General features: G+C 31.7%; 27 protein-coding genes and 1 tRNA gene. 4 read left to right on the forward strand and 24 right to left on the reverse strand.

Annotated elements, in window-relative coordinates:
* Positions 1-23: 23 nt before the first annotated feature.
* From BW932_RS13365 to BW932_RS13395, 7 genes are all read right to left on the reverse strand, one after another.
* The gene (locus BW932_RS13365) at positions 24-701 is read right to left on the reverse strand and encodes a hypothetical protein (RefSeq protein ID WP_076388426.1); all 678 of its coding nucleotides are present in this window, start codon (positions 699-701) and stop codon (positions 24-26) included.
* Between the two features lie 227 nt (positions 702-928).
* Positions 929-2,608 (reverse strand): hypothetical protein, encoded by a 1,680-nt coding sequence (locus tag BW932_RS13370; RefSeq protein WP_076388428.1) that lies wholly within the window; start codon positions 2,606-2,608, stop codon positions 929-931.
* Between the two features lie 3 nt (positions 2,609-2,611).
* Positions 2,612-4,291 (reverse strand): McrB family protein, encoded by a 1,680-nt coding sequence (locus BW932_RS13375; protein WP_076388430.1) that lies wholly within the window; start codon positions 4,289-4,291, stop codon positions 2,612-2,614.
* Position 4,292: 1 nt separating this feature from the next.
* The gene (locus BW932_RS13380; RefSeq protein WP_076388432.1) at positions 4,293-4,970 is read right to left on the reverse strand and encodes a hypothetical protein; all 678 of its coding nucleotides are present in this window, start codon (positions 4,968-4,970) and stop codon (positions 4,293-4,295) included.
* An 86-nt stretch (positions 4,971-5,056) separates the two neighbouring features.
* Positions 5,057-6,574, reverse strand: coding sequence for a DNA cytosine methyltransferase (locus BW932_RS13385; protein WP_076388434.1), 1,518 nt, complete (start codon positions 6,572-6,574; stop codon positions 5,057-5,059).
* Positions 6,564-7,757 (reverse strand): DNA cytosine methyltransferase, encoded by a 1,194-nt coding sequence (locus tag BW932_RS13390; RefSeq protein WP_076388436.1) that lies wholly within the window; start codon positions 7,755-7,757, stop codon positions 6,564-6,566. Before BW932_RS13390 ends, BW932_RS13385 begins: the two co-directional genes overlap by 11 nt.
* Entirely contained in the window at positions 7,750-8,040 is a 291-nt protein-coding gene (locus BW932_RS13395) for a helix-turn-helix domain-containing protein (RefSeq protein WP_076388438.1), read from the reverse strand. The genes BW932_RS13390 and BW932_RS13395 overlap by 8 nt, the downstream gene beginning before the upstream one ends.
* A gap of 101 nt (positions 8,041-8,141) precedes the next feature.
* On the opposite strand from BW932_RS13395, the gene BW932_RS13400 reads away from it, so the two are divergent.
* Positions 8,142-8,579: a very short patch repair endonuclease gene (locus BW932_RS13400; RefSeq protein WP_076388440.1), complete on the forward strand. Its 438-nt coding sequence runs from the start codon at positions 8,142-8,144 to the stop codon at positions 8,577-8,579.
* Here the strand turns inward: BW932_RS13400 and BW932_RS13405 are convergent.
* The 17 genes from BW932_RS13405 to BW932_RS13485 form a co-directional block, all read right to left on the reverse strand.
* Entirely contained in the window at positions 8,557-8,814 is a 258-nt protein-coding gene (locus tag BW932_RS13405) for a helix-turn-helix domain-containing protein (protein ID WP_076388442.1), read from the reverse strand. The two genes, BW932_RS13400 and BW932_RS13405, sit on opposite strands and share 23 nt — an antisense overlap.
* Before the next feature lie 3 nt (positions 8,815-8,817).
* Positions 8,818-9,060 (reverse strand): hypothetical protein, encoded by a 243-nt coding sequence (locus tag BW932_RS13410; protein WP_076388444.1) that lies wholly within the window; start codon positions 9,058-9,060, stop codon positions 8,818-8,820.
* A gap of 35 nt (positions 9,061-9,095) precedes the next feature.
* Positions 9,096-9,497, reverse strand: a complete 402-nt coding sequence (locus tag BW932_RS13415; protein WP_076388446.1) for a hypothetical protein — start codon at positions 9,495-9,497, stop codon at positions 9,096-9,098.
* A gap of 268 nt (positions 9,498-9,765) precedes the next feature.
* Positions 9,766-10,404, reverse strand: a complete 639-nt coding sequence (locus BW932_RS13420; protein ID WP_076388448.1) for a hypothetical protein — start codon at positions 10,402-10,404, stop codon at positions 9,766-9,768.
* An 11-nt stretch (positions 10,405-10,415) separates the two neighbouring features.
* Complete coding sequence (locus tag BW932_RS13425) at positions 10,416-11,564, reverse strand: relaxase/mobilization nuclease domain-containing protein (RefSeq protein WP_076388450.1); 1,149 nt, start codon at positions 11,562-11,564, stop codon at positions 10,416-10,418.
* Entirely contained in the window at positions 11,557-12,015 is a 459-nt protein-coding gene (locus tag BW932_RS13430; RefSeq protein ID WP_076388452.1) for a plasmid mobilization protein, read from the reverse strand. Before BW932_RS13430 ends, BW932_RS13425 begins: the two co-directional genes overlap by 8 nt.
* A 248-nt stretch (positions 12,016-12,263) precedes the next feature.
* Positions 12,264-13,142: a toprim domain-containing protein gene (locus BW932_RS13435; protein ID WP_076388454.1), complete on the reverse strand. Its 879-nt coding sequence runs from the start codon at positions 13,140-13,142 to the stop codon at positions 12,264-12,266.
* 221 nt (positions 13,143-13,363) lie between these two features.
* A complete protein-coding gene (locus tag BW932_RS13440) occupies positions 13,364-14,593 on the reverse strand; it encodes a primase-helicase family protein (protein ID WP_076388456.1) in 1,230 nt (409 codons plus the stop codon).
* A 99-nt stretch (positions 14,594-14,692) separates the two neighbouring features.
* The gene (locus BW932_RS13445; RefSeq protein WP_034716917.1) at positions 14,693-14,968 is read right to left on the reverse strand and encodes a hypothetical protein; all 276 of its coding nucleotides are present in this window, start codon (positions 14,966-14,968) and stop codon (positions 14,693-14,695) included.
* Between the two features lie 462 nt (positions 14,969-15,430).
* A tRNA-Ala gene (locus tag BW932_RS13450) sits at positions 15,431-15,504 on the reverse strand.
* Positions 15,505-15,591: 87 nt separating this feature from the next.
* Complete coding sequence (locus BW932_RS13455; protein WP_076388458.1) at positions 15,592-16,383, reverse strand: class I SAM-dependent methyltransferase; 792 nt, start codon at positions 16,381-16,383, stop codon at positions 15,592-15,594.
* A gap of 254 nt (positions 16,384-16,637) precedes the next feature.
* Positions 16,638-16,844: a helix-turn-helix domain-containing protein gene (locus tag BW932_RS13460; protein ID WP_076388460.1), complete on the reverse strand. Its 207-nt coding sequence runs from the start codon at positions 16,842-16,844 to the stop codon at positions 16,638-16,640.
* A gap of 269 nt (positions 16,845-17,113) precedes the next feature.
* Positions 17,114-17,410: a hypothetical protein gene (locus BW932_RS13465; RefSeq protein ID WP_076388462.1), complete on the reverse strand. Its 297-nt coding sequence runs from the start codon at positions 17,408-17,410 to the stop codon at positions 17,114-17,116.
* 2 nt (positions 17,411-17,412) lie between these two features.
* The gene (gene hisS, locus BW932_RS13470; protein WP_076388464.1) at positions 17,413-18,765 is read right to left on the reverse strand and encodes a histidine--tRNA ligase; all 1,353 of its coding nucleotides are present in this window, start codon (positions 18,763-18,765) and stop codon (positions 17,413-17,415) included.
* A 92-nt stretch (positions 18,766-18,857) separates the two neighbouring features.
* Positions 18,858-19,340 (reverse strand): GNAT family N-acetyltransferase, encoded by a 483-nt coding sequence (locus BW932_RS13475; RefSeq protein WP_076388466.1) that lies wholly within the window; start codon positions 19,338-19,340, stop codon positions 18,858-18,860.
* A 121-nt stretch (positions 19,341-19,461) separates the two neighbouring features.
* On the reverse strand, positions 19,462-19,908 hold the full coding sequence (locus BW932_RS13480) for an HRDC domain-containing protein (RefSeq protein ID WP_076388468.1): 447 nt from the start codon (positions 19,906-19,908) through the stop codon (positions 19,462-19,464).
* Positions 19,909-19,998: 90 nt separating this feature from the next.
* Complete coding sequence (locus BW932_RS13485) at positions 19,999-20,328, reverse strand: single-stranded DNA-binding protein (RefSeq protein WP_076388470.1); 330 nt, start codon at positions 20,326-20,328, stop codon at positions 19,999-20,001.
* A 506-nt stretch (positions 20,329-20,834) separates the two neighbouring features.
* Here BW932_RS13485 and BW932_RS13490 point away from each other — a divergent pair.
* The 3 genes from BW932_RS13490 (at position 20,835) to BW932_RS13500 (ending at position 23,254) form a co-directional block, all read left to right on the forward strand.
* Positions 20,835-21,248: a hypothetical protein gene (locus BW932_RS13490; RefSeq protein ID WP_143745570.1), complete on the forward strand. Its 414-nt coding sequence runs from the start codon at positions 20,835-20,837 to the stop codon at positions 21,246-21,248.
* A gap of 235 nt (positions 21,249-21,483) precedes the next feature.
* Positions 21,484-22,116 (forward strand): hypothetical protein, encoded by a 633-nt coding sequence (locus BW932_RS13495; RefSeq protein ID WP_076388474.1) that lies wholly within the window; start codon positions 21,484-21,486, stop codon positions 22,114-22,116.
* A 154-nt stretch (positions 22,117-22,270) separates the two neighbouring features.
* Positions 22,271-23,254 (forward strand): tetratricopeptide repeat protein, encoded by a 984-nt coding sequence (locus BW932_RS13500; protein ID WP_076388476.1) that lies wholly within the window; start codon positions 22,271-22,273, stop codon positions 23,252-23,254.
* The last annotated feature ends 134 nt before the right edge of the window (positions 23,255-23,388 follow it).

A 23,388-nucleotide genomic window follows, 5' to 3' on the forward strand; every position in this document is an offset into this window, starting at 1 on the left:
CAATATTTTTTACCTTAAAATATTTAAAAAATAATTTCTTCACAATACTTTATTGCTTCTGGACAATTTAAAACTATACCGTCTTCAATATTCTCATCAGTTAACCAAAGAAAACGATGCTCTTGTTGATGTTCATATTTTTTATATTTCATAAACATTTCCAAACCTCTTGAAAGTAAAGCAACTTGCTCTTGAATATTTTGGGTGTTTGTAAAATCAATGTTTTGAAAAAGTAAGTTTTCTTTAGATTCATCTTTCAACAATTGTAGTTTTGAATCTCCATAGATGCAATCACCTTCTAATCCATAAGTAACATTACTTAATTTTTTTGCTATTTCGATTCCAAACATTTCAGAATTTTTAATTTTTATTGCACCTTCCCCAGAAAAATCATTTTTAACTTTTGGTGTTATTACATTGGTGCCACATAGCACATAAGCATTCATCCCTGTTTCAAAAAATATATGATTAGTTCCGCCCTCTTTATTAAATCCTCCAATTAAGGATTGACCTTCACTAATGTCGCCTTGCATTTCGTCCTTATTTAATTTGAATTTATTAAAGCAAGAGAGATAAATATTACCATTTACAAAAAAATCCTCTATTTGCTCTCTTTTACGCAAAATGCGATATATTGGATTTAATTTTCTTGTCCAAATTACCGGAGGGTATCCTGAAAAATTTTCTGCAAATTCTAACATAATTTCACTTTTTTATAATTTTTTTCAGATTTTGAGTTACTTCCTTTTAAACTATGGCAAAGTTTTTCACTCCTCCCCATCATATTCCTCCCACCTTCTGCATCTACGGTTTTGTAACAATCAGCAACCACAGTATATTTAGGGGTAAAGAAGAAAGTTCGCTGATCATATAAAATTTCAAAAGTGATGAATTAAACTACAATCTGATTTATCAGTCATATCTGTTTTCATATTAAACCCCAAACTTTTTTAAAATTAGTCAATATCTCTGTCAGGGAATTATCACCAAAACTTTTTGCAAGTATTAACCTATCATCTATTGTTCTGAAACATTTGCCATTCATTTTTCGGAAATTCCTTTCAACAAAATCCCTATGCTCATCTTCCGGCAAAGTACATTCATAAAATTCAAAGGAGCATTGATTCTTGTCATTGAAAAATGCAAGAAAATTCTGTCTGAATCTTACTTTAATCTGTGTTCTGAATTTTTCAATCTCTGCATTGTTAAAAGCTGTATAAGACTTCAAGACATAGAGAAAATTTATTTTATACTGGTGAACAAAAAGGGTGTCGCGGTCGAAAAGTCTGTCGGGGAAGTGAAATGATGAAACTGGATTGCCTCTTCGTTCTACCTTATCATTATCATAATCAGAAATATCATCGATATATCCATAAATGAAGAAGTTTGGTGAAATATTATATCCTTCTGTCAATTTATCTCTATAACGCAAAGGTGTCAACTTCTGCTCTCCATCTCTGTTCAATAAATCAATATTAAACTGTATCACATTTTTTGCATAGGTAAACTGTTTATATTTCGAAACTTTACCTGCTTCGCTATTGGATTTATAATATTTGGAATCTCCAATGTAGAAAATATCACTGGTGTCAATAAGCGATTGGTAATCGTAAATGTGATCTATTATCTTACCATCATCATTATGTTTCAGCTTATCAATTGTAATGCCTTCTACTTCGTAGGTTTTAAGTTCATCTGAGAATAATTTATCCACCATATCTTCAAATACAAGATTGTAATTGGAGATTGCCATGAAATCTTCTCTTTTTCTTTTAATGCTGCTAGTATCAAACTGTGAAAAATACATTTCGCATAAACCATACATCCTTTTTAACACATCACTGAAATAGCGGTATTTTATTTTTCTAAGACGTGATAATCCATTTGTACAAAGTAATTCAAAAGTTTTACCGGTTATAATACGGTAAGATTTATCTATTTTAAGATTCAGGTGATGTTCTGTGTTCAGGTGATTCAAAATACTGAAGAAATAAGTAAGTAACTCCTCTTCTGTATTAATCACTTTTTTCCTATTTGAAATTTCGATATAAACCGGTGAATTACCGTTTACAATGATGGGCAGGGATTTCCTTACGGTTTTTTCCCATTTTGGTTTTCTTGCCTGACTTGAAACAAACTGAATGTGTTTAAATAATATTTGCTGTTTATTCTTCTTATAAAAGTTGACGAAACTCAAGAAAATATCCAAATAAGAATAGTCTTTCGTACCGATGTTGGTATTAAGTTCAAAGGTCTCAGATTTGTGGATTATGGAAGTGTTCGAACATCTTTTTCTGTATTCTAAAAGACTGTTATAGAAATAGACAGACAATTGCCGCACCCAGTTATATTCTGTTCTGTGCTTTACCGATTCTGCTTTTATTAAATCTATTAATTCATCTTTAGTTGTTCCCAACACCGTCTGTTCCCCATCCATCATAAAAACTTTTGGCAACATAAATACCAATCTGTTTTTTTCAAAAGAATGATAATAACCTACGGACGTAAGCGTAGCTTCCAAGCCGTTTACTTTGTAAAACTTGGGATCATCAAACAAACTCTGCAGTACTTCTTCCTGGTAATTTTCACCTTCTATAAGGATATGCATCGCTTAGTTTTCAACGGTTTGATTTTCTTCTGCAACCTGCCCCAATTGATATTCTTCATCTCTTTCAGCATACACAGAAATCGGAGACAGCTCAATTCTCTCAAATAATTCTTTCACTTTAGTAACTCCTGCAGAAGCTATTGGAAAGAAATCTTCATAGGATCCGTTTGATTCAAATACTTTATTGTCCTCATCCTTAAAAACATCATTCCACAAATAAAAGATTACTTTGCTGATAAATGGTTTTAGTGAAATAAAATTACCGCTATCAGGCTTTATAAAATAATTACCAATACATTTATCCATTCCTAAGGACGGATTATTTTTAATGTGGTTATTATTTATTTTAGAAATGAAATCGATCCACCTATATTTTGTGCCGTCGGGTAATTCTATCTCGTAACCGAATGACAGGTTGTCTCTATCTTCCTCAGTTTTCGGATCGTAGCAAATCAGTACATACTCCCACTCCCATCTCCTTTTAAAGGCAGAATCCATTGGAAACAAAGACTGGTCCGAAGTATTCATCGTGGCCAATATATGAAGGTTAGAAGGTAGTTTTAGTCCTTTTCTGATTCCTTCATGTTCAGGATTGTCAGAAAAATCTTTTAGAAGATGTTCCCGAAGTTCCCTTGAAGGCGTTACTGTATATTCTGAATTTCTGTCTAACAACTGAAATATTTCACCGAAAATTTCCGCACAGTTCCCCCTGTTTATCTCTTCGATCACCAAATAATACTGATGGGTTGGATCCTGCCATGCGCGGCTGTATATTGTTGAAAAAGCCTGTGGAACAAATCTATATCCTATTTCTTCATCTCCCTTCTCATTCTTCTGTGATACCGGTTTATAACCACCAACAAAAGAAGCGTTGTCGTAGTCCGGATGGAAGGTTACCCGTTCAAAATACTTTGGATCTAAATCTTTTATGATCTGATCGACTCTGTAAGATTTGCCTGTTCCTGGGGCACCATAGTAAATGGTGTTTTTCGGCTGAAAATTATGATTTCTTTTATATTTAAATTCTTTTAAAAATGCCTGATAGTTATCTTTATTAAGAATTGCTCTTGGCTGATGATTGGAAGCTGCTTCACTATATCTCCAAAAATCGGTTGATTGATCCCAAATGTTGGTATTTATTTTTTCAATAAAATTATCAAGATCATCAAAGTCGACATCAAAAATATCTTTACTATATATCTCTGAATATTTTTCTTGTAATTTGGTAAGGAAAGAAACAGTTTTTATATAATCGTTATCAAAATAATTATTCTTTGGTTTGGCATTTAACCACTTTGCAAACGAGGAAATTATTTGACTTGTTGATATATTTTCAGTATTATCTTCAGGTGATATTGTAGAAAATTTTAATAAAAGCTCAACAAGTAGATTACTATAATCTATTTCAGTTAATTCAAGTATTGAAGTACCGCTGTCAAAATTTATAAATTTTTCTTTAAACAGTTCAAGATTTTTAACTGCTGATAAATTATAACCTTCAGTTCCTGTGATTTCAAGAATACAAAAAGTACCAGGGTTACTATAAGCAACGATTATATCACCAATTTGAATTTGTATCTGAGGTGAAAAATTTTCCGCCGAAAACCTAAATTCATTACCTGCTGGAAAATTAGAAAATGTGTTTACTCCGGAATAAACTTTGTATAAATATTTTTTTGACATCTTATCTTTCAAATTTGTTAAACTCCCATGATTTTTCAACACTTATATAAAATTTTGATCCTCTTTTAAGAATTTCAACAAATGAATCTCTGTCAATCTCTGTTAAAAGTTCATCAGGAACATTTAAAATTTCATAAAAATCAGTATCAGTTGGAGAATCTTCCCTTTTCTTTCTTCTTTGTGTAAAAATAATTTTACTGTCAAAGTCATTACCATTATAATTTATAACGACATCTTTGTCTAATAATGTAATATTGTTTCCTTCTAACAAATTTAAGATTTCAAAACTACTTGATTTTTTATGAAACTTCATGGAAAGTTTATTCAATTTCTTCATTGAAACTTCGTAATGAAAATGTGAACCATCTGTTATTTTTTCGATAACTACAAAATCACCTGGATAGGGATTATACGCTTCATAGATTTCAGTCATACTGACAATCCTATACTCTTTATTAGAAGGATAATATTGAAACCGTAACCATTTATCTGCAGAAATTTCTTTATTAGTTCCTTTATTAATAACAGAAACCTGCTTTGAGTCTAAAAATTTAAAAAAATCGGCTGGTACGAAGTCCTGAATTTCTTTAGATAGACGAATATATGAATCGTTAGTACTTTGTGAGTTTAATTCGGTGTTGTTCAGCTTTCTGATGAACTGTTCAATTACAATAGACATAGTTTTTCAAGAATTTTGTGTTTAATTAAAATAAAAAAGTTAATTTACTTATAATCTCCGATATTTTGTAGTAAATCCCTAAATTTCTATAAATATTTTATAATGTTTTCAGCGATTACCTTCGCCATTAATGGAGGTACAGCATTACCAATTTGCATATATGTTTTTAAATAGGCACCAAGAAAAACATAATCATCAGGAAATGACTGTATACGAGCTGCTTCTCTGGGAGTAATGCTACGCACCTGAAAAGGATGAATGTGAGAATGGCAATCCATACGCAAGTGTGCTGTGATAGTTCTACTAGGCCGATCTGCAATTAATTTATAATATTTGTCCTTAAAAACATTGTTTCTATGAGCATAAGGCATCAAATGAACAATTTTTTCATTTGTAGCATCGTCACCTTGATTTAGAAGTCTATATATATCAAAATTCAAATCACTCACAAATCTAGCCTTATGATTGAATATAATGGGCATTGTTCTATTTTCATTTATTGATAATAAATAACTATTTTCCGTGCCAGTATACGAATTAACCTCAACCTTTTTACCTGAAACTTCAGAATCTAATTCGTTTGTATTTTTTTTCCGATTAGCTTCAAGTTCTTTTATGAAATTAAGAGCATCAGAAAGATGAAACTGTTCATTATTATCTTTAGTTGATACAATATTATTCAGAATGTCCGAAGGACTAACATTAAATTGTAAACCAATGTCTTTTCGTATTGCAATAAAAATTAATCTGTGCCTTTTTTGAGCAACACCATAATCATTAGAAGTCAATACTCTACAATCAATTTCATAAGTATAATTCTTATTATCTTTAAATGATTTTATATTTTGATAATCTTCTTTTATTTGATTCGCATAGGGAAGCATTCCTCGAACATTCTCCATCACCACAAACTTCGGAGAAAGTTTTTCTACTGCTTTAATGAAATACTTATATAATTCATTCCGAGGGTCATCAATAATTCGTTGCTGGTTAGCTGAACTAAATCCTTGGCAAGGAGGACCGCCAACAACAATGTCAGCGTCTTTATTAATAAAATCTTCTAAATTATTGACTATATCTTTAATATCACCATTTACTATAGATGTATTTTTGACTTCAGGGTGGTTATAAGAATAGGTATCGATACAGACGTCTTCGTGATCATTTGCAAAAATAACTTTATATCCTGCTTTGACGAATCCCAAACTTAAGCCTCCCGCACCACAAAAAAAATCTACAACTGTTGGCTTACTAGTACGCGCTTCCTTTTTTTGATATTCTAATCTTATTTTATTGTTAAGTTTATCCAAATGGGAACCTATCAATTTTGGATACAAAAGTGAGAAATTTACACTTTTAATAAAATCAATGAATAAGGGATTAATTAATTTTTGTAAAACAATAATATCGTCTTCATTTGAAATGATACCTATATCCTTAATTTTCGAAATAGTGTTTAATTTAACATCTGACGAAACTTTATCGAAAACAATTTTATGAATTTCAGAAAGACATTGAACAATTCGAATATGTAACTGAATTTTTTCTATCAGTTTACTTTTGTCTTTCTTATCAGTTATTTGATCTATATTTTTAAATACCATATTTATCTAAAACTTTTTTACAACCCTTTGCGATTGCTTGTGCAAATAAAACAGGAACTGCATTACCAATTTGTTTATAAATTTCCGTCCGTGATCCTTCAAATATAAAGTCATCTGGAAACGATTGTAGTCGGGCTGCTTCCCTTGGGGTGATTGATCGACCTTGTTTAAAATCTGGATGGATAAACTGATTACCATCTTTATACAAATGTGCAATAATAGTACGTGCTGGTTTATCCCAGAATTGAACACAATAGCTATTATTAAAAACTCGTTGTTTTGGATGTTGTAAGTCTGGTCGATTCATCAAAAGTTCAGTAAACGTCCAATGATTTTTACTCATTTCCGAATATCTTTCGACATCTAAACTGTTAAGATTACGTGAAATATGATGTCTTAAGACGTTAGATTTCTTGTTAATTATTCCATCTAGAAAACTATTGTTCCCTTTTGACTTAAATTCAGTCACATCAGCCCCTTCTCCAGATTTTAAAAATGGCAGATCAGCAATTGCTTCTTTTACAGTTACATATTTCTCTACATTATCTTCTGACGATTTTAAATCACTGTGTGTTTTTATTATTGATGAGTAAATTTCATTTGCATTAAAAGGAAGATCTTTGCGAACTCCAACAATAATTATTCGTTTTCTAATCTGTGGAACACCGTAATCTGCGGAGTTCAAAACCATGTCTTTAGGATTATCTATAAGAGTATATTTTTCTCCAAGTTTCTCCAAAATTGTATTAACTATTTTATGACCATTTATTTTTGCAGAAAGTAAACCGGTCACATTTTCAAATACAAAAATCTTAGGATTTAAATGATGTAAAACATGGATATAACTTTCAAATAAATAGTTTCTGGGATCATCCTTCATTGCATTGTCATCCTGGGCACGGCCAAGAGAAGAATAAGCTTGGCAAGGCGGACCGCCAACTATCAAATCAACTTCACGTCCTTTAACTGCATTATCAATTAAATCATTTATTTTTGAATATGTTATATCAACATTCAAAACTTCATCATCAAAATTAGAATAACCATAAAACTTCATTCTTGACTTGAGTGTATCACATGCAGTTTTATTAATTTCAACATGAGCCAATGCCTTAAAATTTTCTCTGTAAAAACCTTCGCTCAATCCACCACAACCAGCAAATAGATCAACAAAATTATACATTATAGCTTTCCATTAATTTATTTAACGTTTTCTGAGTAAATGAACTTGATTCTTTAGAAAAAATATTCAAGATTTTTTCAGAATAAAAACATATTTTTAAATCATCATAATTAACCTCCATAAAAGCAGCAATTTTCTCTAACTTATCTAAACTGATTTTCTTTTCATTTTTTTCAACTTTACACAAAAAAGAATAATCTACTTCGATTTGAGTTGCCAAATCTTTCTGCGAAATTCCTTTTTCTATTCTATACTGTCTTAAAATATCACCGAGTAACTTCATATTATTTTTAGTTTGACCAAAAGAGGTCAAAAATAATTAAAAATACCGTAAGTTTCAATAAGAAAAGATTAAATAAATTTACTATTTTAAATACTTAAACAATGAGTGACCGTCACACGCATGAACAGAGGAGATATAATATGCAGCAGATAAAAGGGAAAGACACCAAACCAGAGATTTCGCTCAGAAAATTACTTTTTGGAGATGGTTTCAGATATAGAATCAACGACCGTAAGTTGCCTGGAAAACCAGATATAGTTCTGAAAAAATACAATACGGTAATTTTTGTAAACGGATGTTTTTGGCATGGCCATCAGAATTGTCGGTATTTTGTAGTTCCTAAAACCAGAACGGAATTCTGGACTGATAAAATTAAGGGGAACAAGGAACGAGACCACCGCAATATTTTACTGTTAAAAGAAGCAGGATGGAATGTGGTAACGGTATGGGAGTGTGAACTCAAAAAAATTATGATCGATGATACTTTGAATAAAGTAAAAGAAAAAATAAAAGAATCTATTGACCTTCCTTCAAAATAATTTCAAAATTCAGAAAATCTGCAAAGCGCGAAAGATAATCAATACTGAAATTAAACTTGCCACTTTCTATTTTGGAAATTGTAGAACGGCTTATACTCATTCGTTCAGCCAGCTGTTCTTGAGTTAATCCTCTGCCTTCACGTATCTGTTTGATAGACAACCCTATTTCTAAGCGAAAAACATGGGGATTATTTTCAGTTGAGCTATCAGATAACTGAATATTAGTTTTACTCATTCCTTAACCCTGAATGATCTGCTTGGTAATAATCTCAATCGCTAATTCTTTACTGACCGTATTTCCAAACTCCTGCAAGGAATCTTCGTCTCGGTACACACCATTTCTGTCATTCCAACAGAGCCATTCTATTAAATCAAGTCTTGACCAGGAATTTAATTCATTTTCCAAATCAGCACCTTGCAATTCCATGAGTTTATAGTATGGATGTTTGAGTTTTTCTTCTTCGTTTAAATAGATATTCATGATGATTTATTTTAAGATTACAGGTAGATGAATTACTAGGGAGTAACATATAATGTCCCCATATGCTCGTTCCCTTTATCATCAAGAATAGTAAGCCACACATTGGTTTCTACGCCATGTATCCCTTTTGAAAGATCAAGATTTATTTTCTGTTCGCTCACCTTTATAACCTTTCCCACAACCTGAGAGAAGTCTGATTTATTAATGGTTACTATATGTCCGGTCAAATCAGAAGTATCTACTTCAATGACTTCCAAATCTGAAAGCAATACTGTATTAACAGGAGGGAAAGATAAGCCAGTGTTTAAAGCCTTAATGTCAACACGCGATCTTTCGCCATCCTCTTTTATCTCTAAAACAACATATTGCTGATCTGGATTTTCATCTGCGAGTGGAGAATGAAATTTTACAATCTGTCCTTCCTTTGTGGGTACCATAATTTAGATTTTTTAATAAAGTAAAGTTAGTCAATTTTTACGAGTGTGCAATATAATGAACAAATATTTATCAACCTATCTATAAAAATAATCATAGGTAAAAACATAATATTTTTAAAATTGTTAAAATTATGTCCAATATAGCACTGGTTATCAGTGAAGAATTAAAAAACAAACATAAGTAAAATGTCCAGTTTATTATTTAAAAAACTGGACATCAATATATAATTATTAATCAATTTAGCAATCAAAACTGTATACGGAACGATCATTTTACTTCAACCTTCGCCTCATACCCATCTTTAAATCGCAGAAAATCTTCTGCTTTTTTAGGATTATTCTTAATCCATAATTGCATCAATTTAGTATTTTCACTCAAAGCTTTCACCTCATTTTCATTATATATTTTTTTCCCTTCATCAGCAATTTCATTTAAAATATCTGCTCTAATTTCACTTTTTGATCGAATACTTTCTTTATACCAATTCGTAGTAAAGTTGATAGTAATAACTAATATTAAAATTCCTAAAATCATCGTTCCTATTCCGCACCATGTTAAGCTTTTCATTTCTTTTATTTTTGAATCTATCTTTTCCAAATGTTCCACCGTTTCTGGCGCAAGAAATGCTTCGATTTTGGTCGGAATATTTTTTAAGAATTCAGTTCTTTTTACAGATTCTAATTCATGAAATTTCATTGCATCTTCATATGTCTCGCCAACCGCTTCAAAATCTAATTGAGTCTGACCCATGATAGTTAAGTGATCTTCCAATGCAAATGCTAATTTTGAATAAATTTCAATTCTATTATTATTTGATTTTATATTGTCTTCGTTCGACCTGATCACCTTTTCTAAAAGTTCAAATCCATCAGATTTTGATTCTTCAATTTGATCATCGTTTTCCATTTTATATTTTTTTATCGTTTAAATTTTTTCTTCTTTTTCCACCATTCATCTTCCGCTTGTGAAACGTAATTTGGCTTTAGGAGTTCTTCAACTGTTTCCAAAGCAATTTCTAATACATTTTCATTCTTGCTACTGGCAGGAAAAACTGATGATTGTGCGGTAGCATTTATTAATTTTTCAATGTTTTGAAAATTACCATCAATTGCAGAAAGAGAAAATCCCTCGTATTTCTTGTAAAAGAAACCATCTTTCTGCTGATTGGAAGTTGTGGTCGCAACTCTTTTGATCCAGATATCATGAACTTGATTAATTTGATTGGGTCGGAATCCGTTTTTATACTGAACTTTCATCGCCCATCCTTGCCGATGCAGATTTTCCCGAAATTCTTTTAAACTGGGTTGAGTTTTTAATTCCTGAATTAATAAATTTTTTAACTCAAATATATTCTTGATCTCCGCTATTTTGAGATTTGATGTTATCTCCGAAAGTTTATAACCCGGCTTGTATTGTCGTTCGGTTTGATGATTGATGTCGCTTTCCAGAATAATTCGCATTCCCGAAATTCCAATCTTTTCATTTTTAGAAAGTTCAGTTAAAAAGCCTCTTTTCCTCATTTCTGAAATTAATTCATCAAAATTATTGGAGCACTTCAAACTCTGAATTAGATTTTTTAGCATTTCTGCTTTCTTTTCAATTCCAATTTCTACATCGGTTTTCAGATTTCGTTCCTGACAAATTTGGCGGACTGCTTCACCGAATCTTTCACCAATTTTACGCGATTTTACCGTACATTTTCCATGAATATTCATTCTATTGACCACAAAATGAATGTGTTTTTGTTTAGTGCTGTTGTGGATATCCAAGCGGTATTGATTTCTATCTGTAACTCCAATCTTCTGCAATGCTTCAATTGAAATTTCAGTTAATTCTTCATCTGATAATTGCTTTGTGTTTTCAGTAGGTGGGGAAATATATCCAGTTAAAGCCCACTTTTTCACTTTTGAATTTCTGTCTGCTACCGTTTTCATTTCCTGGTATTGTTGTTCCGGATTGCTGCTCAAAAGAAAATTAGATGCAGCAGCGATTGCCGTTCCTTTATCGTTCCCATTATATTCCAGCGCAATTTTAGAGATCATTCTAGTTGTTGCTGAATTATTCATCCGCTATTTTTTGCTTGTTTTTAGAATATAAATACTGACGAATGAGTTCGATTATTTCTTCGATTTCAACAATAATTTTCTTTTTATTTGAGAAAATATTCCATTCTCTATGGCGCAATAAATTTTTAATCCTTTTAAAATTATTTCCGTACTCCAACAAAATTTCATCAGTTTTAAATTCATCAATTTTCAGCACTTTTCCCTGGTAAACCATTCGGGCAAAAGTTGATAATTTCAACTTTACTTTCTCGGCTTTTTCAAACTCAACCTGATATTCACTTTCAGTCATCCTAAAGGAAATTATTCTCGTTAATTGTGGATCAGATTTCTTTTTCAAACCACCTCTTCTACCTAAATCTTTGAAGTGATTTTTTCTTTTTTCAGCAGTTAATTTTTGCTCATTTTCCTCGGTTGCCCTTTGCACAAATTTTTTAAAAAAATCTTCTTTCATGTTTTAATTTTTATTTTATTATTTACAGTAAATTGTATTTCTGACGATAGGAAGAAATCAAAAATCCCAGTTTTATAAAAAGCGTGAAACGCTTATTGTAAACAATGGGTACTTTTTGCACTACCATCTAACCATATTCTACCTGAATCTATTTTACACAGGTTGGTTTAGGTTGCACCTGCGTAAAAAGAACACAGGCTGAAATCTTCCATAATTTTTATATCTCATTTTACCTGTGTTCATTTTCCTCACCTTCTTTTGTATTTCAACTGTCTTTCATTTGATGGATTTTCTTGAATCAACCAATCATTTAAGTCCTTAAAATCGGAATACAAAATCCGACAATCTTCGGCATTTTCGTTTTCACTTTTTATCATTTCAACGGCTCGATTTCCAGCTTCGTCATTATCGAAATAGAGTTCTAATTTTTCATAATTTTTAATTGTATTTTTAATTTTAGCAATCATAGAAACTGAATTCAAAATGAGGTAATCCGAAGCTTCTTTTTCCAGATAATTCTCAACATTCTTAAAGGAAAGAAAATCAAAAAAGCCCTCGAAAATCCTGATAGAATTTGAGTCAATATTTATGATTGAAATATCTTTTTTACCCAAACAAATTTTAGAATATGCATTTCGAATTTCATAACCATCAGAATCATTTTTAAAACCTATTCCGAAATAATTTTTACCATTCATTTGATAATGGATTTCTTTAATATATTCAGTTTGATTTTCTACTTTTCGACTATTCAAATATTCTAACAAAGCATGATGCCCAATTTCTTTTACTTCAGTTATTTCGTATGTTTTTAATGGGTTTTCAAATTTTCTGTTCGGAGTTTTTTGATTTTGAAAAGAAGAAAAATTTTGATTTTCTGCCCAATTTAAAACCTCGCTTATCGAAGTATTTAAATATCTCTTCATAAAATCGATATTGTTTCCGCCAATTCCTTCTGAAAATAAATACCATATATTGAGGCGTTTATTGAGTTTAAAAGATGCGTGGTTTTCTGTTGCAAATGGATTAAGATACCAAGCTTCTTTTTCATTTTGTTTTGTTGGAAGGTGTCCGATAGCAAGTAGGACTTCTTCCAATGGGATTGTATTAAATTGGTTGCAATTCATTGTTGTATATTTTCCGGGGTTTCGGTGAGAGATTTTTTGTTGAATTGTTGAGGAAACCGTGTAACTTATTGATTATATTATATTTACTCCCTCAACAAACACTCAACAATTCAACAAACTTGAGTATTATTGCTCAACAAACCCTCAACAAAATTGAGGATATAAAAGTTTGTTGAGAACTTTGTTGAGACTTAACTATTTGATTTTCTTTTCATTATCAATCAATTCAACAATTCAACATATTTATTAAGGATAAAATCCTTTTTTATGGTGAAATAGCGACCAACTGAATTAGTTTGATAGAATATTCCTGCAAAATCGATGTCGTATCTGATGTAGGTTAAGCCATTTTTTTGCGGCTCCAGTTTCCAGGTTTCTTTTAGTAGATTTCGAATATCGCTTCTCGTCCAATAAGTTGGGCGAAACATTTTGTTCATCATGTTGAGTAAGTCTTGCGGAACTACACTAATTTCTTCATCCTCATTACTTTCAAAGAACTCGTATAGTAATTCTAAGGTTTTCGATTCTAATTTGTTATTGTTCTTGAAAACCAACTTCTGTAGTGCTTTTGTTCTTATTTCATCCGCAGAAAACCACATTCTTGTTTTCTTTTCAGTTGAGAATTTTCTTTCAATTAAAAACTGAAGAAAATCTGGAATTTCTGAAATGAGATTCTTTAGAAATTCTGTGTTTTCAGTCTTGATTGTATTGATCTTTAAAATCCAAAACCGGATTTCATTTTCATCGATTTGAATAAAATTTTCTTCATTATTGGAACACAAAATAAACTTGGCGAAAAAATCGACTTCTTCTCGGTCTTTTCCTTTGGCTTCTAGTTTATCTTTGTTGGTTGTCGATAGATATTTTAATCGTTCTGTAATTTCTTTTTTATCAAAGAATACTTCGTCAATTGCTACAACCAACATTGCTGCCCAATCGGAATTGAATTGGCTGCCGAAAGAATCTCCTTTGATATAAGTCATATTCAAGCCAAAAATTTCTTTTAACCACTTAATAAAAGTTGTTTTTCCAGTAACTCTTTCTTTAGAGACCAAGCATAAAATCGGTAGAATTTGTGTTGGAAATTGCAGTAGAATCTTTAAATAATCCAATCCCATTTCCAGTTGTTCACCGAAAATATGCTCCACAAAATTCATTGAAAATGGAATGCTATCTATAAAATTTTCCTTGCCAGATGAAGGTAAAAATGGAATTTCATTGTAAATATTATAGAAACCTTGAACGATTTGCGTGTATTCTAAATGCTCTGGAATACAGCAAAATCCATCATATTTCGGTACTTTAGAAACGTAGGTTTTTCCGTGATCGCTAATTATAGTTTCTCGATTCCATCGAACTAATATGGAAATTTTATCACCAGAAATCAATGGTTTTTCTATGGTTTTGTAGTAGGTCGTTCCTACTCGTAAATAGGGAGTTTTATTGCTCATTTTTCGGGAGTTTTAATGGTAATACGGAATCGTTAAAAGAAACTTTAAACATTTGATGAAATTTCACATCATCAATTTCTTTTTAATGGATGGGCAGATTTATTTACGCTTCAGACTTTCTAATTCTTCCACGTTGTAAAAATGTTTGCCACCAAAACCGTATGTGGTAATTCGTCCTTCATTTTTCAGTTGGGCAAAACGTGCTTCAGATAATCTTTTTCCATGCGTTCCGAGAATTCTTCGTGCTTCTAATCTATCAACAACTTTCCCTTCGTTGTCTTTAGAATTATTTTTATCAATATCCGTTTTTAAACTTCTTACCTCTTTGATGAGGATTTCAATTGCCATTGGTAATGTTTCGAAAGTAATTTGCATAATAGTATAATTTTGTATTTTGTGATTAATTGAAAAGTTGAAAATTCAACTATTTATTCGATTTGAACACGACAAAATTAGACTGGAAACTCCAGAATTTCATGCTTTGGAATTCATTCTGCAACCACTTTAACTATTCCATTGTACTTGTGGATTAAATACTATTAAAAAAGAGTTAGCTGGTTTCAAGGAAGTGTTAAAGGATGTTAAGAAAATACAATCCTATAAAATGGATAAATATTTAAAAAAATAATTATTTAAATTTGAGGCAGTAAATAAAGAATTTGAAATCGAAAATTGCTAATTTGAAAGCTGTTTGATTTTACTAATTGTTAGTAAAATCTAAAATGGAAATTTGTGGAATTTTTAGGAGAATTTATCTTTTGCAAGACAAATACAAGACAAATAATTTTTACAAAAACAAAAAACCACTGAAAATCAGTGGTTTAAAAATGTAAAAAGTGGAGGATATCGGGATCGAACCGACCACCTCAACACTGCCAGTGTTGCGCTCTAGCCAGATGAGCTAATCCCCCTTTTTCTTCAATTTAGATTGTATGGTCTGAATTTTAGATTTGCAATGATACAAATTTTTGTGATTTAAAAGCAATTTTCGACCTGCTTTATTTTTTTTCTGCGACGAGAGAAAAAACAAGAGGTATTTTATTTCCAAATTTTGAAATTTGAAATTTGCCTTTCTCTGTTTCCTCAATGTGTTGAAAACAAGGATATGGCGACCAATTGTATTCCCGAAAAGACTGTAGCTGCAGGTTTTCTTGGAGTAAACTGGTCAAAACATCTGAGGTGGGATGATTCCAGCTGACTTCCTGATCCGCGAGATTTGCCGTTCTGTCTGCATAAGTGCCTTCATTAGTTTCGACAATCACCTCTTCGTTAAAATAATTGTATTTCACGAAAGTGAAGTCATTATCGAATATCCAAACGATTGGATGAAATTCTACGAAGATTAATTTTCCGCCAGGTTTTAAAAAATGTGAGACAACTTTTGCCCACTTTTCTAAATCGGGAAGCCAACCAATGGTGCCATAAGTTGTGTAAACGATGTCGAATTTCTGATCTAAAACATGGGGCAATCCATAGACATCAGAAATGATGAATTGGGTATCTGTTCCACATTTTTGCGCCAGATCTTTTGCCGCTTCGATGGCTTTATCTGATAAATCCACTCCCGTAACTTTTGCGCCCATTCGGGAGAGCGAAATAGAATCCTGACCAAAGTGACATTGCAAATGCAGGATTTCTTTGCCTTTGATTTCTTTTAAAAGTTCCAATTCGATTGAATTTAAAGAAGTTCGTCCTTTTATAAATTCATCGACGAAATAAAAATCAGATTTCAAATGTGAATCTACTTTCGCATTCCATAATTTTCGATTGATGTCTAGATAATTTTCCATTATTTCGAGATTACAAATAAAGTTCTTGTTATAAATAAACTGTCACTAATTGCTGTTTTATAGTTTAATTTTTCACTGCTCGTTCTTCTTCAAATTTAGCAACAATTCTCCCAAATGAAACAACCCAAAGTCTTATCTCCTCAAAAGCCCCTTGTAAATCTCCAGTTCCTTTTCTAGGTTGGCCATTTTTTCATTGGTTTTTACCGGGAAATCCGGCGGATAGGTGCTGATAAGATCCGACAGAAAATCATAATTCAGCACAATCGACAATTTTTCCAGATGATCCCAAACTGCAGCGAAGGTTGTTTGTAATAAGCCCGTACCGTACTGGAATTCACCCCAATTCTTCTTGCTGCTTCAGACGACGAAACGTGTAACTCACGAAGTTTTTTCTGAATCAACTGCCCAATATGCGGATAAGGTTGGGTACCAGGTTTCAAATAAGTATGTGTTTTAACCATTATTTAACGATTTTATGAGATTAAAATTAATAAATATAAATCTAATACCACCAAATTAAGGTCTAAAACATCTTCGTCATTATCTTAAACTACAATTACAATGTTTAATACATCAATTTCAATGTTTAACACTTCAATTTTAATGCCTAATACATCAATTGTAATGTTTTAGACCTCTTTTTAGTAGTCTTAAACGTAAATTATAGTCAAAAAAGGTATTTTTACTTTTGGGGTTTATCCCTTTAGTTGGATGAAGGAATAATCTGCGCTTACTTCGAGATTAAAAATAAAGTTCCAGCTATAATTAAAACGGTTCCCATTGAGGTTTTCCAGGTTAATGTTTCGCCTAAAAATAATATTGCCAAATCGCGCCGTTCCGAAGTGGTTTTTGCTAAATGCAAGAAATCAGCATTAAGCTCAGAAAACACATATCCTGATTTTTCCCTTTCATCATTAACCTCGACAATAAAACCGGATCGGTAAGCAGTTGGCAAAGGTAGATTTCTTGATAGAGACCAACCTTTCAGCCATTTTCCGACGAGATCATTAGAAATTTCTTTTTCCACTTCTAAGCGTTCAGAAATTCTTCTAAGGTAACGGTGGCTTGTTCTCCAGTTTTAATATTTTTAAAAGTAATCGTGTTGTTTTTCAATTCTTCTTCCCCTAAAAAAACCAGATTTAAAATTCCCTTTTTCTCGGCGTAGGTAAACTGCTTTTTCAGTTTTGCTGATTCGGGGTAAAGTTCTGCTGAAATTCCTTTTTCACGCAGTAAAGCGATCACTTTCATCGCTCCTAGAGATTCATTTTCGCCATAATTCGCAAAAAGATACTGCACGGTTTTCATAGAATCTTCAGGGAATAAACCGAGTTCTTCCATCACCAAATAAATTCGATCGAGACCAAAAGAAATTCCAATTCCGGGGATATTTTTCAAGCCGAAAACTTCGGTTAAATTATCATATCTTCCGCCACCGCCGATAGAACCCATGGCTACGTTGTTGGCTTTCACTTCAAAAATGGCACCGGTATAATAGTCGAGTCCTCTCGCTAAAGTGATGTCGAATTTTATATTTTCTTCAGAAACACCCAATTCCAGACAGGTTTTCAAAACAAATTCTAATTCTTCTACTCCATTTGTTCCTGCTTCATTTCCTTGGAATTTTTCTTTCAGCTGCAACACATTTTCAAGCGCATTATTGCTTTGAGAAAAAAGAAAATCTAGTTTTTCAATGGATTCCAACGGGATGTTTTTTTCTATCAATTCCTTCACAACACCCTCTTTACCGATTTTATCGAGTTTGTCTAAAGCTACGGTGAAATCGATTAGTTGCTCAGAAATTCCCGCAAAATCTGCTAAACCAGAAAGTATTTTGCGATTATTCAAATGAATAGTCACCGGGATTTTTAATTCTGAAAAAGATTTTAAATACAGTTGCACCAACTCTACTTCCTGCCATAAACTTTCGCTCCCCACAACATCTGCATCACACTGATAAAATTCACGGAAACGCCCTTTTTGTGGACGGTCGGCTCGCCAAACTGGTTGAATTTGATAGCGTTTAAAAGGAAAAGTAATTTTTCCGTGATTCATGGCGACAAATCTTGCGAAAGGAACGGTTAGATCATAACGCAAAGCTTTTTCTGAGATTTGAGCAATCAGTTTCTGAGAATTTTTGGAATTCCAATCTTCGTCTTTTGTTTTTGAGGCGTAATCACCAGAATTCAAAATTTTGAAAATTAAGCGATCACCTTCTTCACCGTATTTTCCGGTTAAAGTAGAAAGGTTTTCAAAACTTGGTGTTTCTAAAGGTTGAAACCCAAACAATTCGAAATTTTTCTGTAAAACATTGGTAATAAATCTTCTTCCTGCAATTTCTGGAGCGGAAAAATCTCGGGTTCCTTTGGCTAAACTGGGCTTCATAGATATTGGTAATGAATAATAAGTAATGGTAATTTTGCTGTCAAAATGCTTGTAGCAGTCCGCAAAAATACAAAATTATTCATCTAAAATTACTAAAGATGCTTGATCATCCAAAGGTTGCAACCACAATGTCCGGAATTTCCCAGTGGTTTTTCCAAATAAGTAAATCCCTGTTTTTCATAAATAGAAACTGCGGTAGAAAATTCGGGTAAACTTTCGATATAAATTGATTTGAACCCCTGATTTTTTGCAAATGCAATACTTTCTTCCATTAACATTTTCCCCAAACCTTTCCCTCGAGAATCTTTAGCGATATAAAATTTAACGAGTTCTGCACAATGTTCCGGTAAACCATCTGTGGGGAAAATTCCGCAACAACCGCACAATTCACCATCTACTTCTGATACAAAAAGCACTGCATTTTCTGCCTCAAATAATTCGCATAAATGATCTGTTGTGGGATCTTCATAAACTGTTCCTTTTGTAGAAACATTAAAATCGTGGAAGCAGCTGCGAATGATTTTCGCTAAGAATTGATTATCTGATTTTTGGATTTTTCTAATGATCGTTTTCATTTTATAAATTTAAAAAAACTAATCCGTTAAAAACCTAAAAATAACTCCGATCGCTTACCTTTCAAATCAGAAAAGAGTGAAGAAAATTACTTTGCTTCTTTAAAATATAGAATTCTGAGCTTTAAACTGTTTCTAAAATCTGAATAATTTCCCCGCCATAATTTTCAATTTTAAATTTACCGAAACCTTTGATATCCAGAAGTTCTTCTTTTTTAATAGGTTTGTATTTTGCGATTGAGAGTAGTTCTTTGTTGGTGGCAATGAAATAAACGGGCAGACTTTTTTCTTTCGCTTTCTCGCTGCGCCACAATTTAAGGGAATCGAGAATTTTAATTTCATCGGAATTCAGCTGTTCCTGTTCTGCCCTGTATTTTTCGTTTTTTGGTTCGTTGAACTGCACTTTCAATTCTTCATAATACAAAATAACCGACCAATAATTCTCTTCCTCTTTCACGAAAGCGGTTTCATATTTCAAGATATTATTTTCTTGTAAAAAATGATCGAGTCTTTTTTGATCATCGTAAATAAACTCTTCAGAGAGGCGTATTTTAAAAATTTTTGTTTTCATGATTTTGTGTTTTCTTTAAAAAATGTAAAAAAGAGAAGCAAGCCGAATTCGATGGGAAAAACAAATCCGGCTTTGCTGCTCCAAACCCACTTATTTCCCTCCTAGAAGCACAAGTTCCTCCACACGGATTTCTGTGATATAGCGTTTCACTCCATCTTTATCATCATACGTTCTGTAAATAACTTTACCTTCCACGGCGATTTCTTTGCCTTTTTCCACATATTTCTCCATAATGTCTGCTAATTTTCCACCGGCAGATAAACTGTGCCATTGTGTTTCCTCTACTTTTTCTCCCAAAGCATTGGTGTAATGATCGGTGGTTGCTAAACTGACTTTCGCCAATTTTCCGTTTTCGAATTTTACGATTTCTACGTCTTTTCCTGTTCTACCGATTAAGGTAACTTTGTTTCTTAGTGACATGGCTTTAAATTTTATAATTAAACATTAGAAACGAGTCTCACTGATTTTCCTCGAATCTCTGTTGCAAAGGTTCATCGGTTGTGAAAAAATAGTCGGTAGAGAATTGCTTATTGTCGTTTGTAGTCGTTTGCACAGAATATATATCTGATTTTCAGTAATTTAAAATTCCATTTTTTTGGTGAAAAATGATTTTATATTCTATTCAAAGATTGAAAAAAGCGTCGAAAATCTAAAATATCATTTGATCATTGATCGCAAATTTTCACTATTTTAGCGATGCAATATTATATGGTGATTGCGAAATTAACACAACCAACTTTGGCTGGTTAATATGATTTTGTGATACATATATAAGTTAGCAGAAAGTTTAAACAAAAAGCTCGCATAAAATGAAATTTGTGTTTTTTATAATAATTTTTGCGTTAATTCTACTTTTAATTAGTTTTGCGTTGGCAAAGATTTTAGGTTTTATTTTTTCAAAATTATGTAATGAAAAACCTAAAAAATTGAGAGTTTTAAATGCAACATCAACAATTATTATTTTCCTCTCTTTTATTTTCTACATCTTTTTTTATAATCCTGCTAAAAATTATAAAACTGCATTTATTGAAAAAAATAATAATCAATATGTAATAACAACGATAGGCAGGAGAAATTTAATGCTTCACGACCCAATTTCTGCAATTAAAAAAGGAACCTACATTGACAGTGCTAAATTCACAGTTTTAAAATCAAATGGAATTATCAAAGGAAAAGAACTACCAACTGATCTTGGATCTTATCCAACCATTAATAACGACGCTATTATCATAAAAGGGAATTCACTTAAAATTAATTTAATCTATTATAATTTTGACGACAAAGTAAACAAACCAAATGTATGGAACGGAAAATATAAATTAGTGAAAAGAAATTTCTAAAAAACCTCCTGCTAACATCTTATTGGAAATAGTGCGAAAGAATCGCAAGTTTAACCATTTTAGATCATCCGAAGTTTAATTATTACAAGACGGTTTCCAAATTTAATACGCACCATCGCCAATACCCGATAAGTTTGTGGCAACACTACCTCACTGCGGACAAAAAGACTAAATGACATGAAAATCAATCAGAAAATAAAGCAAATACAATTATAACCTATTAACAAACTCTAATATGAAAAGTACTTTATTAATCTTATTAACTACATTTTTATCAACAATTTCTTCATATGGTCAATCATTCGAAGGGAAAATTATTTATTCAAATACGTACAAAAGCAAAATGCCAAATGTTGCCGACGAACAATTTACTGCAATGATGGGTTCGATACAAGAATATTACATCAAAAATGGTGACTATAAATCTGTTGCGAATGGTTCTCTTTTGCAGTCGCAGAACTACGTAAATAAAGAAAATAAACTTTATACAAAAATGGCTAATTCAGAAGCTTTTTTGTGGGATGATTGCGCAACAAACCCAGACGAAGTTTTAAAAGCTGAACTCAACAAAGAGGTTACTGTAATACTTGGTTACAAATGTGACGAGTTAATACTGACTTGTAAAAGTGGAATTCAAAAATATTATTTCAATTCCAAATTTTCAGTAGACCCAAAACTTTTTGAAAATCACAAATTTGGTAATTGGTATGACTTTGTTTCAAAAGCCAATGCTTTACCTTTGAAATCGTTGATAGAAAATGCACAATTTAGTTTGGAAAGCAATGCAACAAACATAACAGAAATGAAACTTGATAATTCGTTTTTTGCATTACCTCCGAATTCAAAATCTATGAAAAGTCCGTACTAATAAAAAAAGTCCAACCTCTAATAGCCGTATCTCGCAATAGCGAAATTTAAACTAAATGTACGTTCCGCAAGAAATTTTTTCTTTAGCAGAAAATAACTCGTTCCGACATTCGCAACTTTCGAGAAGCGGCAAAACGTTTATTAATCTTTCCTAAATGAAGCGATTCTACATCCTTTTTATTATACTTTCAATATTTTCAACTTGTTTTTCACAAAGCAAGGAACTCCTTGGAAAATGGGTTTTGGTGCGATCAACCTTGGTTGGAAATATCAATTTAGACCTCAATAATCCTGATTATTCAACCAAACTTATTTATTTTATTACTCCAAAAGCATTGCAGTTTTCTAGGTATAAACTTCCTGCAACCTTTACGGATACACAAATAAAAACAGAATTTCGAACGATTAATTATGTTTTAAAAGACAAATATTTAATCCTTCAAGATCAATATGACAACAAAATTAGTTACTTTCTTAAAGCAGATGATTTTGTTAGAAAAAATTCAGAATTTGCGTTGAAACCTCTCGTGAGAAATACAGATTCGTTGTATGTCGCAAATAATTTGAACGATTATGAACTTTCGGACAACCAAGATTATGAAGAATTAATTAGTTTAAATAGTAAAGAAGCGGGAAGATCATCAAAAACATTTACTGATTTATATTTTCAAATAGAATTTGTTTTAACAAAAAACAATAAGATTGAAAATATAAAAATTCTCCATTCAATTGACGAAAATTATGACCAAGATTATATTCGAGCTTTAAAAAAATCAGAAAAATTTCTCAAGAATATCTCCGGAAAAAACCTTTTGATTACAAAAGAAGTCAATCATTTAAAATGGGCAAATGATTTAAAAGATAAAAATGAGCGGCAACTTTATGATCTTCTCGACAAAGGTTTTAAAAATTACACCGAAAATAATTTCGAAAAAGCAATTGAAGCTTATTCCCAAATTGAAAATTTACCTATTGCAAATAATCGTTTTAATTCTTTAATAAAAGACTCTCAAGTAAAATTGGGCGTTTCATATTTAGTAACTGGAATGAGAGAAGAAGCATGCAAAACATTCAATAAAATAGGAGATAAAACAGATTTTGACATCCGAAATTATCTCCTCGATTTTTGCACTCGATAAAACTTACCTTTATTTTAAAGAAATAATAAATACCATAACCATTGGAAATCAGGACAATTTTCTATTGAATTACCCCGTAAAATTTATGGAAGCACCAACGAAAGAATAAAGATCAACTTTTCAATTCGCTTATT

It is taken from the genome of Kaistella chaponensis, assembly GCF_900156725.1.
Taxonomy (GTDB): Bacteria; Bacteroidota; Bacteroidia; order Flavobacteriales; family Weeksellaceae; genus Kaistella; species Kaistella chaponensis.

What these genes read in the sequence shown, in the direction of transcription:
- BW932_RS13455 (WP_076388458.1), bottom strand. Translation starts at nt 16,383, where the DNA reads ATGGAAAATTATCTAGACATCAATCGAAAATTATGGAATGCGAAAGTA.
- BW932_RS13430 (WP_076388452.1), bottom strand. Translation starts at nt 12,015, where the DNA reads ATGAAAGAAGATTTTTTTAAAAAATTTGTGCAAAGGGCAACCGAGGAA.
- BW932_RS13410 (WP_076388444.1), bottom strand. Translation starts at nt 9,060, where the DNA reads ATGAATATCTATTTAAACGAAGAAGAAAAACTCAAACATCCATACTAT.
- BW932_RS13480 (WP_076388468.1), bottom strand. Translation starts at nt 19,908, where the DNA reads ATGAAAACAAAAATTTTTAAAATACGCCTCTCTGAAGAGTTTATTTAC.
- BW932_RS13400 (WP_076388440.1), top strand. Translation starts at nt 8,142, where the DNA reads ATGAGTGACCGTCACACGCATGAACAGAGGAGATATAATATGCAGCAG.
- BW932_RS13375 (WP_076388430.1), bottom strand. Translation starts at nt 4,291, where the DNA reads ATGTCAAAAAAATATTTATACAAAGTTTATTCCGGAGTAAACACATTT.
- BW932_RS13440 (WP_076388456.1), bottom strand. Translation starts at nt 14,593, where the DNA reads ATGAGCAATAAAACTCCCTATTTACGAGTAGGAACGACCTACTACAAA.
- BW932_RS13495 (WP_076388474.1), top strand. Translation starts at nt 21,484, where the DNA reads ATGAAAAGTACTTTATTAATCTTATTAACTACATTTTTATCAACAATT.
- BW932_RS13385 (WP_076388434.1), bottom strand. Translation starts at nt 6,574, where the DNA reads ATGGTATTTAAAAATATAGATCAAATAACTGATAAGAAAGACAAAAGT.
- BW932_RS13445 (WP_034716917.1), bottom strand. Translation starts at nt 14,968, where the DNA reads ATGCAAATTACTTTCGAAACATTACCAATGGCAATTGAAATCCTCATC.
- BW932_RS13425 (WP_076388450.1), bottom strand. Translation starts at nt 11,564, where the DNA reads ATGAATAATTCAGCAACAACTAGAATGATCTCTAAAATTGCGCTGGAA.
- BW932_RS13435 (WP_076388454.1), bottom strand. Translation starts at nt 13,142, where the DNA reads ATGAATTGCAACCAATTTAATACAATCCCATTGGAAGAAGTCCTACTT.
- BW932_RS13405 (WP_076388442.1), bottom strand. Translation starts at nt 8,814, where the DNA reads ATGAGTAAAACTAATATTCAGTTATCTGATAGCTCAACTGAAAATAAT.
- BW932_RS13370 (WP_076388428.1), bottom strand. Translation starts at nt 2,608, where the DNA reads ATGCATATCCTTATAGAAGGTGAAAATTACCAGGAAGAAGTACTGCAG.
- BW932_RS13395 (WP_076388438.1), bottom strand. Translation starts at nt 8,040, where the DNA reads ATGAAGTTACTCGGTGATATTTTAAGACAGTATAGAATAGAAAAAGGA.
- BW932_RS13415 (WP_076388446.1), bottom strand. Translation starts at nt 9,497, where the DNA reads ATGGTACCCACAAAGGAAGGACAGATTGTAAAATTTCATTCTCCACTC.
- BW932_RS13500 (WP_076388476.1), top strand. Translation starts at nt 22,271, where the DNA reads ATGAAGCGATTCTACATCCTTTTTATTATACTTTCAATATTTTCAACT.
- BW932_RS13390 (WP_076388436.1), bottom strand. Translation starts at nt 7,757, where the DNA reads ATGTATAATTTTGTTGATCTATTTGCTGGTTGTGGTGGATTGAGCGAA.
- hisS (WP_076388464.1), bottom strand. Translation starts at nt 18,765, where the DNA reads ATGAAGCCCAGTTTAGCCAAAGGAACCCGAGATTTTTCCGCTCCAGAA.
- BW932_RS13420 (WP_076388448.1), bottom strand. Translation starts at nt 10,404, where the DNA reads ATGGAAAACGATGATCAAATTGAAGAATCAAAATCTGATGGATTTGAA.
- BW932_RS13485 (WP_076388470.1), bottom strand. Translation starts at nt 20,328, where the DNA reads ATGTCACTAAGAAACAAAGTTACCTTAATCGGTAGAACAGGAAAAGAC.
- BW932_RS13460 (WP_076388460.1), bottom strand. Translation starts at nt 16,844, where the DNA reads ATGGTTAAAACACATACTTATTTGAAACCTGGTACCCAACCTTATCCG.
- BW932_RS13365 (WP_076388426.1), bottom strand. Translation starts at nt 701, where the DNA reads ATGTTAGAATTTGCAGAAAATTTTTCAGGATACCCTCCGGTAATTTGG.
- BW932_RS13380 (WP_076388432.1), bottom strand. Translation starts at nt 4,970, where the DNA reads ATGTCTATTGTAATTGAACAGTTCATCAGAAAGCTGAACAACACCGAA.
- BW932_RS13475 (WP_076388466.1), bottom strand. Translation starts at nt 19,340, where the DNA reads ATGAAAACGATCATTAGAAAAATCCAAAAATCAGATAATCAATTCTTA.